This window comes from Clostridium sp. CM037, assembly GCF_055081095.1.
Genome location: NZ_CM143650.1, coordinates 148,612 through 163,509, shown reverse-complemented (window position 1 = coordinate 163,509; position 14,898 = coordinate 148,612). Strand labels below are relative to the sequence as shown.

Here is a 14,898-nt window from a genome sequence, read left to right as displayed (position 1 = left end):
ATACCACCAATTTTTTTATTTTATCTTTCACTACTTTCTTTAAACAATGAAACAATCTCCTGTTTTTTAACATCTATTAATCCTTTATCAGTTATCTTTAAAGCTGGGCTAACTGGTAGTGATAATGTACTAAATGACATTATTTCATTCTTATGGTCATATCCCAATTCCTTCATAGCTTTTCTTATTTCTTTTAACTGCGATGCTAAAACCTCTATAGGAACATCGCTTACTATTCCACCAATTGATAATGGTGCTGAACCTAGAATGTGACCTTTATTTGCCACTGCATATCCACCTTTGCATTTTATAACTTCATTAGCTGCTGCTATCATATCCTTAACATTTCTTCCCATTACCATAAGATTATGATGGTCATGGGCCCAAGTAGTAGCCACAGCTCCTTCTTTTATTATATTACCATCTACTATACCAAAGGCTTTACCCTTAGTTTTTCCGTATCTTTCAAAGACTACTATCAATGCACAACCCTTTATTTCCCATTGAAGTTCCCCATTTAATGATTTAATTATAACTTCTCCCTCTTCAGTGAAGGTTGTATCTTGCTCCACCTTCATTGTTCTACAAATAAGTTCTCCATTTAATATAGGAGTTTCCACCTTAAAATCTTCTTCATTTAAAGAATTTAACTTTATGCTATTATAAAATTTCCTAGGAAATCCTTCTTTTTTATTTTCTTTCACCTTTACAGTTTCTTTTGTGTTTATACCTTCTTTTGAATTTATTTGCGAATAACTATTCCCTTCACACTCTTCCTTATTATATATCACTTTCCCATTTTTATATACCGAGTGTATCTTAAACTCTTTAACATCTTCTAATAATATAAAGTCTGCCATCTTTCCTGGGGCAATAACTCCTCTATCTAAAAGTCCCATTCTTCTAGCAGGAGTATATGTAGATACATATATAGCGTTTTCTTCACTAATTCCCATATCCATAGCTTTCTTCACTAATTTATTTAAATGTCCACTTGTTAGCTTGTCAGCCATTACATCATCTGTAACCAAACAAAAGTGCTCATATAAATTATTATCCCTTAAATAATTCATATTTTCTTGACTCATAGATTTCTCTTGTATTTCTAAAAACATTCCACTACTTATTTTTTCTTCTATGGATTTTAAACTCTGCTGAGTATGATCTCCATCCACCCCTCTATATATGTACATAGCTAAATCTAACCCTTCAATCTTAGGACAATGACCTTCTATCGGAAAATTATTCTTTTCTCTCTTGATTAGATTTATAATTCTATTTATATTAGAATCATCCTCTTCTATTAAATCCTTAAAATTCATTACCTCTCCTAAACAAATAACCTTCGGGTATGCTAAAAGCTCACCAACTTCTTTATCACTTATAAATCCCCCTGTGGTTTCAAACTCCTTTGATGTTGATGGTACTGAGCTTGGTATTCCATAAAATATATCTATTTTTTCCTCTTTACTTATAAAAGCTATTATCCCCTCCACACCAAAAACATTAGCAATCTCATGTGGATCAGCCACCACCGTAGTCACTCCATGTGGTATAACAGCCTTAGAAAACTCACTGGGAATAATCATCGAACTCTCTATATGCATATGAATGTCAATAAGGCCAGGGATCATATAATTTCCATGTCCATCTACAACTTCTTTAGCACTTAATTTACCTTCATATTCTTTGCCTATATATATAAATTTTTCATCCATTATTGCTACATCTGCATTAATGAATTTCTTAAAATAACTATTATACACTCTGATATTTTTAACTATTAATTCAACTTCCATAATACACCTCTTTAATATATATTTCTCTATTTAAATTATGCAGACTTATTTTTCACCCTTATACCTGAATTTAAAAAATAACTAGTCTCAATCATAAAGATTTTGACTAGTTATTTATTTAATCTATATAATTAGTTCATAATTCTATTCCAAGTATCTATCCATTCACTCATTAATGGATTAACCACTTTATAATCTATAGTTTTAGCATTTTTCACTGTTGGGCCATAGGTTAAATTTTTACTTTCCTCTTCAGTCAAAGAAACCTTTTTATTTACTGGTGATTCACTTAAATTCTTAGCACTTTTATATTGAATCTCTTCACTTAAAACATAATTTATAAACTCATAAGCTAAATCTTTATTATCTGAATTCTTATTTATGTTTATTGAATTAAGGTTTAAATATCTTCCTGACTCTGGAGTTATAAGCTTTATTTCTGGTGATGCATTAGTAATCATTCCATAAGCAAAGTCAGCTGTTACTGCTACTGTTATTTCCCCACTAGCAAACATATTAGATAGGTCTGAAGATTTACTATAAGTTTTAACTACATTAGGCTTTAATTTTTGTAATTCTTTAAATGCAGCTACACCCTTGTCTTTAGATACATCTACTCCTGCTTTTTCTGCTGCTATATAAAGCATAGCTGGACCAAAGGTTGTTGTTATATCTGGTATAGCTATTTTACCCTTTAGTTCAGGCTTCCATAAATCTTCCCAAGAAGTTATTTCAAACTCTACTTCCTTTGGATTAACAGCTATCCCTATGCTGTTTAATGCATATGCTGGTCCAAATCCATCTTTTATTGTTCCTTTGCCCTTATCTACTACATTTTCACTATTAGGAATTTTACTGTAGTCAAGCTTTTCAAATACCCCTGCTTTTATTCCTTGCTCAGCATAGCTCTCAGCTAGGTATATTAAGTCTACTGTTGACTTTGGGTTGTTTTTAAGTTTTGTTAATCTATCAGAGTTATTACCTGTTTCTAATACTATTTTAACTCCATGCTTTTCTTCGAAAGGTTTAAGTACATTTTCTGTTAGCTTGTCTTCATTTAACCCAAAAGTTGAAATTACAAGTTTCTTTTTTTTACCCGATGCTGAAGATCCACCACTACATCCAACAAATACAGTTGCTAGCAATCCTAACGCTACCGTTACTACCAAAGATTTTTTTAACATATCCATTCCTCCTAATTTGCTCAAATTAATAATATCCATTTCAGCTTATACTAATACTATTTTATTTTCAGGTAAGTAAAGATCTATTTTATCTCCTTGAGAATAAACTACATCATTTTGGCTATTTACAACTAAATTTCCCACAGTGGTATTTACATTATACTGATAGGATTTCCCTAAGAATGTTCTTATTTCTACAGTTCCCTCTATAGTATTTGACGCTCCTATTGATGCTATAACTATATCATCTGGTCTTATTGTACCTTTAACTACTGCCTTGTCTATTTTAGGATTTTCCACATTAAACTTTAATCCTTTATTACTTTCATATAATCCATCTTGTACCTTCGTTAAATCTATAAAGTTTTCAAATCCGACAAATCTAGCAACAAACTCTGTGGAGGGATTTGAGTAAATATTTTCTGGAGTATCAAATTGCTCTATTACACCTTTGTTCATTACCGCCACTTTATCTGATATAGAGAAACACTCCTCTTGGTCATGGGTAACAAATAAAGTAGTAATTCCTAAGCTTTGTTGAAGCTTTCTTATTTCAACTCTCATCTTCAATCTAAGCTTCGCATCTAAGTTGCTTAAAGGTTCATCTAAAAGTAATAAACTTGGCTCTATTACTAACGCTCTAGCTGTTGCAACTCTCTGTCTTTGTCCTCCCGAAAGCTCCTTTGGATATCTTTTAGCATATTGATTCATATCTACTACTTCTAATATATCTTTTACCTTTTTCTTTATTTCATCCCTTGATATCTTCTTCATTTTTAAACCAAATGCTACATTTTCTTCTACTGTTAAGTGCGGAAATAATGCGTAGCTTTGAAATACTAATCCGAAATTTCTATTATGAACAGGTATTTTTGTATAATCCTTGCCTCCTAGCATAAACGTTCCATTGTTTGGCTCTATAAATCCAGCAATTACTCTTAATGTTGTAGTTTTACCACATCCACTAGGTCCTAAAAGAGATACAAGCTCCCCTTTTTTAATTCTTAAATTAAAATCTTGTAATATATTGTCTTTTCCATCATATGATACTGCTATATTTTTCAAGTTTATTAAATTCATGTGTTACCCCCACGTTTATTAGCATTATTTAAGGCCTATTACGAACATATTTTGCTTAAGAAAGACTATCTAATCCTAAAGTTTTTTCTACTATAAACATTATTCCAATTGTTATTAACATTAATATAACTGATAATGCTGATACGGTTGGATCATAGTTATACTCTACATAACTCATCATACTAATTGGCAAAGTACTTACTCCTGGTCCTGTTAAAAATATTGATACAGGCACATTGTTAAAGGAGTTTATAAATGCTAACATAACCGCTGCTATAATTCCTGAAGTTATATTTGGCATAACTACCTTAAAAAAAGTATTTATTTTTGTATATCCAAGACTCATTGCAGCCTCTTCTATTGAATAATCAAATACCTCTAAACTTGAACCAACAACTCTAATTATGTAAGGTACTATTACCAATGTATGACCTATAAATAAACTCATGTATACTGAAAATTCTAATTTTATTACTAAAAACTGAAATAATGCGAAACCAACAACCACTCCTGGTATTATTAATGGTGAAAAGAAAAAACTCTTTAAAACACCCTTTCCTTTGAAATCAAATCTGCTTAATCCGTAAGCTGCCGGTATTCCAATTAACAGTGCTAATACTGTAGACCCACAGGATACTAAAAAACTTACAAACATTGTATTCATAAACATATCTGATTGAAATACATTTGCATACCACTTAATGCTAAACCCCTTTGGTGGGAATGCAATATAACTTTCTGTTCCTATACTTGTTAACGCTATAATTACTAACGGTGCTAGTAAAAATATATATACTAATGCTACGAATATAGTAAGTAATTTGCTTTTTTTGCCTTTCATGCTATAATCCCCTCTTATCTAATCTAGACGCTAATAAGTTTATTCCTTTTATAACCAATAATGTTGTAACTATCATTATTGTTGCAACAACAGACGCCGCTTGCCAGTCACTTAAGGTCATCGCTTCTTGATAAATTAATGTTGCTAACACTGTATTTTTATTACCACCTAATAACTGTGGTGTAGTATAAGCAGTAAGTGCTCCTGTAAATACAAGGACTGTTCCAACTATTAATCCCGGTAAACTCAGTGGGAATATAACCTTAAAGAAGGCCTTCACTTTATTAGCTCCTAAACTTTCCGCCGCTTCTAATAAGTCATTATCTATATTTTCTAAAACTCCTACTAAAGAAATTATCATTAGCGGTGAAAATAAATAAACTGTACCAACTATGATTGCGCCTTCAGTATACATCATAGTTAAAGATTCATTAATAACGCCTAAGCTAAGTAACACTTTATTTATAACTCCATTTTTACCTAAAATACTCATCCAAGCAAAAGAACGAACAATTGAATTTGTAAGAATAGGGAATATGGTTAATGCCATGAATAACCCTCTAATCTTCTTTGAGGTTCTAGACACAAAATATGCTGTTGGAATTCCAATAACCATGCATATCGCAGATGATATTAAAGCAATTCTTAATGTTCTATAAAATATCTGCAGCGTATACTTATCTCCAAAGAAATTTAAATAATGATCTAAACTAAAGCTTCCATTAATATTAAAAGTAGGAATTATAGTACTAACTAAAGGTACTATAAGAAAATAAGTTAGTAATATTAAACACGGTACAAATAATACGTAAGTCCATTTTTTCTTCATAGGTTTAACTCTCCTAAAATTTCATCTTAATGATATTTTTGTTCGGTATATATAATTTATATTTATTTCACAAAGACAATAATGTGGCAAAATATTGATATTCGCCCAGAAAATACGAACATTAATTTATTTTAATTGCTTATTATATGTGTTTATGCTACTATAACGATCGAATGTTGTCAATATTTTTAATTTTTTCAAGACAAAAAATCAAATCACTCTAAATATATTTTGTTTATAAAGGCTATCCCTACCTTTTGAATCTTACAATTTTCCATCAAATATGCTGGACGTAAAAAAAGTCCTAAACAAATGTTTAGGACTTTTTTGGAGCTGGCAATAGGAATTGAACCTACAACCTGCTGATTACAAGTCAGCTGCTCTACCGTTGAGCCATGCCAGCAAAAATGGCGACTCAAAAGGGATTCGAACCCTCGACCTCCGCCGTGACAGGGCGGCACTCTAACCAACTGAGCTATTGAGCCATATATGGTGGGAACAACAGGGTTCGAACCTGTGACCCTCTGCTTGTAAGGCAGATGCTCTCCCAGCTGAGCTATGCTCCCATATATGTTTTAATGGTGACTCCTAGGGGAATTGAACCCCTGTTACCACCGTGAAAGGGTGGTGTCTTAACCGCTTGACCAAGGAGCCTTATTATTTTTCAATGATTCTTTTGATAAGAATCAAACTTATAAATTAGATGTTCTTTTATTAAACTATAACAGTTTAGTAAAAATGGCGACTCAAAAGGGACTCGGACCCTCGACCTCCGCCGTGACAGGGCGGCACTCTAACCAACTGAGCTATTGAGCCATATATGGTGGGAACAACAGGGTTCGAACCTGTGACCCTCTGCTTGTAAGGCAGATGCTCTCCCAGCTGAGCTATGCTCCCATGTATGTTTATGGTGACTCCTAGGGGAATTGAACCCCTGTTACCACCGTGAAAGGGTGGTGTCTTAACCGCTTGACCAAGGAGCCATACTAATTTGTCACTTTATTTATTATGGGCTTACGTCTTGCAACCCGACATAAACTATAATACCTAATTTTTCTTAAAGTGTCAACATATTTTCTTATTTTTTTTATTATTTTTTTTCTCAAAACACTCAACTCCAGTTAAATCAACGGTTCCCCTTATATAATTTTTTTTATGTTTTTTTGAAAATAACTGCCTTTTACTAAACAATCGCAAACAAATCCTATGGTTACTTTAAAACAAAATAAAAATTCATTTTCATCCTACTGATTTTAGGGTAAGATTATATGTAAGCACTTTATAATCTTAAAATATTTTTTCTCGAAAGGAGAGATTTTCTTGAAACATTCTCTTATAATAATTGGCGGAGGTGCCTCTGGTTTAACCTCTGCCTTAATAGCAAAAGATTTTGGTATAGATGTAGCAATAATTGAAGGAACCGACAGAGTAGGTAAAAAACTACTAACTACCGGTAACGGTAGGTGTAATATCAGTAATGTACATATAAATAATGATAGATATCACAGTGAAAATCCAAATTTCGCAGGTTATACGCTAGATTCTTTTACCATAAAGGATACTATAAATTTTTTCGAATGTTTAGGAATACCTTTAGTGACAAAAGATGGTGGTAAAATGTTTCCTATGTCATTGCAAGCCTCATCAGTACTTGATATACTACGCTTTGCTATAGACGAAAAAAAAATTCCACTATATACAAATACCAAAGCTAAGGAGATTATTAAAACAAATAAGGGTTTTAAAGTTTATAGCACAGATAATTCTACATATGAATGTGAAAAATTGATTATTGCGACCGGTGGTAAATCAGCTCCTAAAACGGGTTCTGACGGTTCCGGCTATTCATTGGCTAGGCAATTAGGTCATAGTATAATCTCTCCTGTACCAGCCCTTGTACAGCTTAAATTAAACTATAATAAACTAAAGGCTCTATCTGGAGTAAAGTTTGATGGCTTTGCGGAAATATTTATAAACGATAAATATGTTCAAAGGGAATTCGGAGAAATACTTTTCACAGATTACGGCATTTCTGGTCCTCCTATTCTTCAGCTTAGTAGAACTGCATCTTATGGTTTATCTAAAAATAGCAAGGTTTCTTTAAGTATTGATATGCTACCAAATATTAGCTACGAAGATCTAAAAGCATTTTTAAATAATCATTGGTCGGTATTCCCAAGTCGCTGCGTTCATGATTCATTCATCGGAATAATTAACAAGAAGATCATTCCAATAATTTTAAAAGAAGCAAATATAGATGACATTCATAAGCCTTGTTGCGATTTGGCCTCAAACGAAAAAAATGCTCTATATACTTTGTTAAAGCGATATCAATTTGATGTTTCAGGTACTAATTCTTTTGCAAATGCTCAGATAACTGCAGGAGGCATTAATACAAAAGAAATTAATCCCGAAACCCTAGAATCTAATATTACTAAGAATCTATTCTTTGCGGGAGAAATATTAGATGTAGATGGCGATTGCGGTGGTTTTAACCTTCAATGGGCATGGAGTTCTGGTGCTATTGCCGGCATCAACGCCTCCAAATAAAAAATAAGAGTGCGATCAGCATGAAGTTTCTCCTGCGTGAATTGAAATAAGAGTTTCAAACGTGAAAGTTGATTAAGAAATTCTAATATTTTGTAAATGTAAAATGCTCTAATGCTCACATTCGGCATACTGCCGGTTTGCTGGCCTTCCTTCCAGGAAGTCTCACGAGAATTTTATATTTACAAAACAAGAATTTCTAAATCAACTTTCAATGTTTCTGCACTTCTTATTCCAATTCACGTCCAGAGAAATTTCATACTATATCGTACATACTAAGATGTATCTAAGAGGTATGTCGAATAATACAAAAACTACTTGCGATTAACGATTTTCTTATATCCAAGTACTTTCTAAGAGAGTCAGCTCAGTTCCCTCTTCATTTATAATTTTATGTCTACATATTATCTTATCTTCTTCTCTTATAACCTGCGTGCTTACCTTTATGGTCTCTCCGTATGTTGTTTCCTTGATGTAAGTTACCTTAATATTCCTTAGTTCGTAGTTTACTACTATATCCTTAGGAACTGTTTCTAAAGCCCAAGCAACATATTTAACATTATTTACGTGCATATTCGTGTCAATATCACTATACCTAACTTGAAAGTTTTTCTCGCTATGCACTGTAGTTATTGGTACTATATCCTCAATGTCTATGGGTGTATTATTGCTATCATCTATACCATAAGCCTCATACATATCTTTCGTAATCCTTATTGGTCTTCTTCTGTCTGTATTTATTAAAATCCACACAGAACTCGCATGTCCTATTTTATTCCCTTTCATATCAATAATTTCATATTTCCTGTATGCATAAAATTTATTGAAAGAATGTGCAAAAGTTCTAATCTTTATAGTTTCATTTAATAAAGGATATGACTCCATTGTTATGTCCCATTTATATAACACCCAAGCTGATTTATTCTCTTTAAGATGTTCTATGCCAACTCCAAGCACTTCACTTTGATACATTGCCATATCACCAAGATAATCTATAATGCTTGTCATCAAAGCTCTTTTATGAATATCTACTTCATAATAATGAATATTATAATCTCTATCTGTAACCTCTGGCATTTTGCCCATAATACCCCTCCTATATTTCTCATGAGTACATAATATAATAACTATTAATTTCTACGCTTCTTAGTTTTCTTCATACTTAAAATAATACCAAACTAAACCAACACAGTAAACATTAACTGTATAGTATTAACATAAAGTTTGTTAAATTTTTATTTAGCTATGTAATTATTATCAAAATAGTGTTAAAATATTGTTGTCAGTATTCATTATGAAACTGAACTATAAATAAGGATTATGAATAGGACGACTTATATCCTTATGGAATAAGAGCGGGGGGAACACATGATTAATAATAATTCTATTAAACTTAGAAGAATAAAAACAAGTGAACTTACAACTATTGGTATGCTATCAGCTATTTGCATCGTACTTGGTTTAACTGGATATGGCTTTATTCCACTTCCTGGTGCCAAAGCTACTATCATGCACATTCCCGTTATTATAGGATCAATAATAGGTGGCCCTATGGTAGGAATGACTATTGGTTTAATATTTGGGATGTTTAGTATTATGCAAAACATAACAACTCCCAATTTACTCTCTTTTGCTTTTATAAATCCTTTAGTATCTGTATTACCAAGGGTTCTTATTGGTCTTACTTCTTACTATGTTTATAAACTAATCCACGTTAAAAATGATAGCCTAAGGATTGGACTCGCGACCGTTGTTGGTTCGCTAACTAACACTTTTGGGGTTCTTACTATGATATATGTTTTTTATGCGGCTAAATTCGCTGCTTCTAAGGGCATAGATCCATCTATTGCTGCAAAGACTATTTATGGTATAGGTATAATAAATGGTGTTCCAGAGGCCATCATAGCTACTGTAATTACAATACCTGTTATCCTCGCCATTAAGAAAATAAAGAAAAGATAAAAAAATAAAAAAACAAGACACTTAGCAATTGCTAAGTGTCTTAATTTTTTTATGCATTTAATGCAGTCATTAATTCTTCCAAATTAAGACCATGAACCATTGCTGCTTCTTCTAATGTTTCAGCTTGCGCTGAAGGACATCCTACACAACCCATTCCAAAGCTCATTAATACTTCAACTGATTCTGGATTTTGTCTTACAACTTCACCTATTGTCATATCTTTAGTTATTCTCATATTATCTACCTCACTTTATGTTAATTTAACCCTAATTCTCATTATATTTTATATGCTTAAATTTTACTAGTACGCACTTTTTTAATCTATAGTATGCACTTGTATACCTTAATATATATTTCCCACAATAATTATAATTCCCTATAATATAAAAACCATACATATTAAAAAAATAACTTTTGTATAATATGCATGTCTATATGCTATATTTCAGTTAACACCATTGTTTGATCTCTTTTAGGTCCTACTGAAACTATGGAAACTTTAACTCCTGTAAATTCTTCAATTTTCTTTAAGTATATTTTTGCATTTTCAGGAAGTTCTTCATAGCTTCTTGCATCAGCTATCTTTTCATCCCAACCATCAAACTCTTCATATACTGGCACGCATTTAGCTAAATCCTCTAAACTTGCTGGGAAATAATCTATAACACTACCTTCAAATTTATATCCTACACAAATTTTAATTTTTTCAAGTCCTGCTAAGGTATCTATTTTAGTTACAGCAAAGCTAGTAAGTCCCGAAACTCTTGCTGCAGTTTTTAATATAACAAGGTCAAGCCATCCACATCTTCTTGCTCTACCTGTTGTTACTCCAAATTCAAAACCTTTTTCGCGAATCCAGTCTCCTACTTCATCATCAAGCTCTGTTGGGAATGGTCCTTTTCCTACTCTTGTAGTATAAGCTTTCGCTACTCCTACAGCATTTGTTATCATAGTAGGTCCTATTCCTGCCCCAACACAAACTCCACCTGCAATAGTGTTTGATGAGGTTACAAATGGATATGAACCATAATCTATATCAAGCAAAGTTCCTTGTGCTCCTTCAAATAAAACATTTTTTCCAGACTTTATTGAATCGTAAACTTTAACTGATATATCTTTTACAAAAGGTCTCATTCTTTCTGCATACTCTAGGTAATCCGTATATATTTTATCAAAATCTAAAGCTTTTCCACCCAAAACTTTTGTTATTATATCATTTTTCATTGATAAACTAGTTTTAAGCTTTTCTTTAAAAACATCTTTTTTCATTAAGTCACAAACTCTTATTCCACTTCTTTCAAACTTGTCAGTGTAACAAGGTCCTATACCTTTTTTTGTAGTTCCGATGTCATTTTTACCTCTAGCTATTTCATATAAATTATCTAACTCTTTATGATATGGCATTATAACCTGTGATCTATCACTAATTATTAATCTTTCTGGAGTTATTTTTTCACCTAGTGCTTCTAAGTAATCAATTTCTGTAAATAGTGCTTCTGGGTCTACAACCACACCATTACCTATTACATTCAATTTATCTTTATATAATATTCCTGATGGTATTAAGTGAAGTTTATATTCCTTTTCTCCTACAACTACTGTATGACCTGCATTGTTTCCACCTTGGAACCTGACTACTACGTTAGCTCCCTCAGCAAGATAATCTGTCATCTTACCTTTACCTTCATCTCCCCATTGGGCTCCTAAAACTATAAATGCTGACATATAAATTCCTCGCTTTCTTTCAGTTCACAATAAAATTTCTTAACTACTAGTGTTAAGAAATTTTATTGTCTTCTATGTTTACTTCATGTTGAATTATACACTTTTAATATTCATATAACCAATTATTTAGATTAAATTCTTAGTCTTCTTTCTGAGCTATGTCTCTCGCTACTACAACTCCTGTTGTAGATGCTTGCATTAGACCTCTCGTTATTCCCGCTCCATCCCCTATTGTATATAAATTTCTAACAGATGTTTCAAACTTATCATCTGTACTAATCTTACTAGAATAAAACTTCACCTCAACTCCATATAGCAATGTGTTTTTGCTATATAAACCTGGTGCTATCTTGTCAAAAGCCTTTAATGCTTCCACAATAGACGTTAAGTGCCTTTGTGGTAATACAAAGCTTAAATCACCTGGTACTGCTGATTTTAAAGTAGGCGTCGTAGTTGATTTACCTAATCTGTCATAATCTGTTCTTCTTCCTTTTAGTAAATCCCCGAGTCTTTGAACCATTATCCCTCCACCAGTTAACATATTACCTAGCTGAGCTATATATTTCCCATAACCTATAGGTTGATTAAATGGCTCTGTGAAAGTAGTAGATACAAGCATCGCAAAATTTGTATTAGTTGTTCTAAGCTTTTGGTCGGAGTAACTATGACCATTTACAACTGCAATCGTGTTATCATCATAATATTCCGCTGACACTACTCCCCCGGGTTCATGCAAAAGGTCCTAACCTTGTTATCAAATGTATCAGAATAATATACTAATTTTGCTTCATATAAGTCCTTTGTTAGATGATCCATAACAGAATTAGGCACCTCAACTCTTACTCCAATATCTACTGCATTATTAGTAACCTCAATATTATGTTTTTTAGCTTCATTTGAAGCCCATTCCGCTCCACCTCTACCCGGCGCTGCTACAACATACTTTGCATCAACCTTAAACACACCATCTTTATTCTTTAATAATACTCCAGTAGCCTTATTATCTTCTATTAATATTTCTTCCACTTCACTAAGTTCTATAAATTCTGTATTTGTATTATCAACTAAATGATGGTACATAGATTTTAAAACTTCATAGGCAAGTTCTGTTCCTAAATGCCTTACTGGACATTCAACAAGACGAATATTGTGCTTACTTGCTTCATATTTAACTTCGTCAACTTTGTCACTATTAATCCCATATACCTTCTCATTTGCTCCAAATTTTATATATATATCATCGCAATACTTTATTAATTTTTTTGATTCGTCTTCAGAAAAATATTCAAGAAGTCTTCCCCCCACCTCAGGGCTTAGAGAAAGCTTACCATCTGAAAAAGCTCCAGCACCTGCCCAACCAAACGTTATCCCACAAGGATTACATTTAACACACTTTCCTGTGTCTCTAGCTGGACATTTTCTTTTTTCTATATTTCTTCCCTTATCAACTATAAGTACACTAAGTTCGGGTTTTTTATTAGAAATTTCTAGTGCCGTAAATATGCCCGCTGGGCCAGCTCCTACAATAACTACATCATAAAAATTTTTCATTTCATATTCCTCCTTGTATTACTCTGTAGGAAATAAAAACTATCAGTGGTCGCCATACTACTTAATGATATCAGAGCAGTATAAACCAGTCAATATAAAGTGCGAATATTAATAAATTATTTTAAGTAATAGTTCGTATATACATTATTTATATAAAATAAAAAATACACTTACCCATATTGAATAACTGTATTTTTTTGTCAAATAATCTTCCTTAAGACTATTTATTAACAAAACTTTTATAAACATTTATATTATCTAGAGACCTTATTCTTTCTGAAAATTTGCCTTCCTCTGTATCCCCTAAAGCCTTATTCATATCATACATTCTTGCATCCATTATATCTAAATGATGTAGCATTTCCGCTTCTGGTATCATAGGTTTTTTAGGGCTCCCATATTCTGCTTCATAATGATGAGCTAGCACCATATGCTGTAACAACATAGATACTTCAGTATCTGCTTTAACCTCAAGGCTCGCCGTTTCTATCATTTTAATTCCTTGAACTATATGACCTAAAAGTTGCCCCTCCACTGAATACTCGCTTACAATTCCAAGTTCACTAGCATTCATTTCATATATTTTACCAATATCATGAAGTATTATACCTGCATATAGCAAATCCGTATTTAGAAAGGTGTAAATTTCGCTTAATTTTTCTCCTGCCTTAAGCATGGTGGTTGTGTGATATAACAGACCTGATCTTATAGAGTGATGGTTAGACTTAGCAGCTGGATAATGCATTAGCTTTTCCTCATTATGCCCTAAAATATTAGTAACTATATTTTGAATATCTATATTTTTGATTTTAGATAAATAATTTAAAATATCATCATACATTTTTTCTGGTGAATACGGTGCCACTGCAACATAATCACAAATGTTTACTCCATCTTTTTCCTCAGTTAGTCTTATCGCTTCGATTTTTAATTGAAGCTTCCCTCTCCACTCATTTACCGTGCCCTTAATTTTCACTAAGATACTTTGTTTAAATGTATTTTCTAATTTTTCATTCCATTCCCAAAGTTTTGCATTTATATCGCCGGTGGCATCTCCTAAATTAAAATCCAAATATTTATTTGTGTTACTATTGTTGGAAACCTTGCTATCTACAGATTTTATAACATAAAAACCTTCAATCCTATCGCCTTTCTTCATTCCACTTATCTTCTTCATCTCCATATTTATCTCCTTATATTGTAATAAACTTATTATATCTAATACATTATGCCGATACAAGTGCTTAATATCTCTATGTTAATCAATTAGATTACATAACTTTAATATATCTTTCAATTATACATCAATATTGTTTCTAAAATTTAGAAATCCTTAAGTTAAGAAATATTTTTAAATTAACTTTTTTAATTATAATAAAT

General features: G+C 32.2%; 11 protein-coding genes, 7 tRNA genes and 1 pseudogene. 2 read left to right on the top strand and 17 right to left on the bottom strand.

Annotation, left to right across the window (positions count from 1 at the left end):
- Window positions 1–20: 20 nt before the first annotated feature.
- The 12 genes from ACWJKP_RS00870 to ACWJKP_RS00815 form a co-directional block, all read right to left on the bottom strand.
- On the bottom strand, window positions 21–1,799 hold the full coding sequence (locus ACWJKP_RS00870; protein ID WP_165411811.1) for an adenine deaminase C-terminal domain-containing protein: 1,779 nt from the start codon (window positions 1,797–1,799) through the stop codon (window positions 21–23).
- 131 nt (window positions 1,800–1,930) lie between these two features.
- Window positions 1,931–2,983, bottom strand: coding sequence for an ABC transporter substrate-binding protein (locus ACWJKP_RS00865; protein ID WP_165411812.1), 1,053 nt, complete (start codon window positions 2,981–2,983; stop codon window positions 1,931–1,933).
- Between the two features lie 45 nt (window positions 2,984–3,028).
- The gene (locus ACWJKP_RS00860; RefSeq protein ID WP_462961373.1) at window positions 3,029–4,063 is read right to left on the bottom strand and encodes an ABC transporter ATP-binding protein; all 1,035 of its coding nucleotides are present in this window, start codon (window positions 4,061–4,063) and stop codon (window positions 3,029–3,031) included.
- Between the two features lie 55 nt (window positions 4,064–4,118).
- Entirely contained in the window at window positions 4,119–4,904 is a 786-nt protein-coding gene (locus ACWJKP_RS00855) for an ABC transporter permease (protein ID WP_165411814.1), read from the bottom strand.
- A gap of 1 nt (window position 4,905) precedes the next feature.
- Entirely contained in the window at window positions 4,906–5,733 is an 828-nt protein-coding gene (locus tag ACWJKP_RS00850) for an ABC transporter permease (RefSeq protein WP_165411815.1), read from the bottom strand.
- Window positions 5,734–6,061: 328 nt separating this feature from the next.
- Window positions 6,062–6,136 (bottom strand) — tRNA-Thr (locus ACWJKP_RS00845).
- Between the two features lie 5 nt (window positions 6,137–6,141).
- Window positions 6,142–6,218 (bottom strand) — tRNA-Asp (locus ACWJKP_RS00840).
- A gap of 5 nt (window positions 6,219–6,223) precedes the next feature.
- Window positions 6,224–6,299: transfer RNA gene (locus tag ACWJKP_RS00835), tRNA-Val, on the bottom strand.
- A 13-nt stretch (window positions 6,300–6,312) separates the two neighbouring features.
- Window positions 6,313–6,387 (bottom strand) — tRNA-Glu (locus tag ACWJKP_RS00830).
- Window positions 6,388–6,472: 85 nt separating this feature from the next.
- Window positions 6,473–6,549: transfer RNA gene (locus tag ACWJKP_RS00825), tRNA-Asp, on the bottom strand.
- A gap of 5 nt (window positions 6,550–6,554) precedes the next feature.
- Window positions 6,555–6,630: transfer RNA gene (locus ACWJKP_RS00820), tRNA-Val, on the bottom strand.
- Window positions 6,631–6,641: 11 nt separating this feature from the next.
- Window positions 6,642–6,716 (bottom strand) — tRNA-Glu (locus ACWJKP_RS00815).
- A 337-nt stretch (window positions 6,717–7,053) separates the two neighbouring features.
- On the opposite strand from ACWJKP_RS00815, the gene ACWJKP_RS00810 reads away from it, so the two are divergent.
- Window positions 7,054–8,283 carry a BaiN/RdsA family NAD(P)/FAD-dependent oxidoreductase gene (locus ACWJKP_RS00810; RefSeq protein ID WP_165411816.1) on the top strand — a complete coding sequence of 410 codons (1,230 nt, stop codon included), beginning with the start codon at window positions 7,054–7,056 and terminating at the stop codon, window positions 8,281–8,283.
- A gap of 333 nt (window positions 8,284–8,616) precedes the next feature.
- Here the strand turns inward: ACWJKP_RS00810 and ACWJKP_RS00805 are convergent, their stop codons facing one another.
- Complete coding sequence (locus ACWJKP_RS00805; protein WP_224579110.1) at window positions 8,617–9,366, bottom strand: acyl-[acyl-carrier-protein] thioesterase; 750 nt, start codon at window positions 9,364–9,366, stop codon at window positions 8,617–8,619.
- 282 nt (window positions 9,367–9,648) lie between these two features.
- Between ACWJKP_RS00805 and ACWJKP_RS00800 the strand changes: the two genes are divergently transcribed.
- Window positions 9,649–10,242 carry an ECF transporter S component gene (locus ACWJKP_RS00800; protein WP_165411817.1) on the top strand — a complete coding sequence of 198 codons (594 nt, stop codon included), beginning with the start codon at window positions 9,649–9,651 and terminating at the stop codon, window positions 10,240–10,242.
- Between the two features lie 49 nt (window positions 10,243–10,291).
- Here ACWJKP_RS00800 and ACWJKP_RS00795 read toward each other — a convergent pair whose 3' ends face one another.
- The 4 genes and pseudogenes from ACWJKP_RS00795 to ACWJKP_RS00780 form a co-directional block, all read right to left on the bottom strand.
- Window positions 10,292–10,477 (bottom strand): DUF1858 domain-containing protein, encoded by a 186-nt coding sequence (locus ACWJKP_RS00795; RefSeq protein ID WP_165411818.1) that lies wholly within the window; start codon window positions 10,475–10,477, stop codon window positions 10,292–10,294.
- Between the two features lie 203 nt (window positions 10,478–10,680).
- Window positions 10,681–11,967, bottom strand: a complete 1,287-nt coding sequence (locus ACWJKP_RS00790) for an adenylosuccinate synthase (protein ID WP_165411819.1) — start codon at window positions 11,965–11,967, stop codon at window positions 10,681–10,683.
- Window positions 11,968–12,106: 139 nt separating this feature from the next.
- Window positions 12,107–13,518 (bottom strand): annotated as a pseudogene (locus ACWJKP_RS00785) (NAD(P)/FAD-dependent oxidoreductase).
- 220 nt (window positions 13,519–13,738) lie between these two features.
- Window positions 13,739–14,701: a 3'-5' exoribonuclease YhaM family protein gene (locus ACWJKP_RS00780; protein WP_165411821.1), complete on the bottom strand. Its 963-nt coding sequence runs from the start codon at window positions 14,699–14,701 to the stop codon at window positions 13,739–13,741.
- Window positions 14,702–14,898: the final 197 nt, after the last annotated feature.

Excerpts from the sequence above, each read along its gene's own strand:
- ACWJKP_RS00870 (WP_165411811.1), bottom strand. The coding sequence starts at position 1,799 with ATGGAAGTTGAATTAATAGTTAAAAATATCAGAGTGTATAATAGTTAT.
- ACWJKP_RS00865 (WP_165411812.1), bottom strand. The coding sequence starts at position 2,983 with ATGTTAAAAAAATCTTTGGTAGTAACGGTAGCGTTAGGATTGCTAGCA.
- ACWJKP_RS00860 (WP_462961373.1), bottom strand. The coding sequence starts at position 4,063 with ATGAATTTAATAAACTTGAAAAATATAGCAGTATCATATGATGGAAAA.
- ACWJKP_RS00855 (WP_165411814.1), bottom strand. The coding sequence starts at position 4,904 with ATGAAAGGCAAAAAAAGCAAATTACTTACTATATTCGTAGCATTAGTA.
- ACWJKP_RS00850 (WP_165411815.1), bottom strand. The coding sequence starts at position 5,733 with ATGAAGAAAAAATGGACTTACGTATTATTTGTACCGTGTTTAATATTA.
- ACWJKP_RS00805 (WP_224579110.1), bottom strand. The coding sequence starts at position 9,366 with ATGGGCAAAATGCCAGAGGTTACAGATAGAGATTATAATATTCATTAT.
- ACWJKP_RS00800 (WP_165411817.1), top strand. The coding sequence starts at position 9,649 with ATGATTAATAATAATTCTATTAAACTTAGAAGAATAAAAACAAGTGAA.
- ACWJKP_RS00795 (WP_165411818.1), bottom strand. The coding sequence starts at position 10,477 with ATGAGAATAACTAAAGATATGACAATAGGTGAAGTTGTAAGACAAAAT.
- ACWJKP_RS00790 (WP_165411819.1), bottom strand. The coding sequence starts at position 11,967 with ATGTCAGCATTTATAGTTTTAGGAGCCCAATGGGGAGATGAAGGTAAA.
- ACWJKP_RS00780 (WP_165411821.1), bottom strand. The coding sequence starts at position 14,701 with ATGGAGATGAAGAAGATAAGTGGAATGAAGAAAGGCGATAGGATTGAA.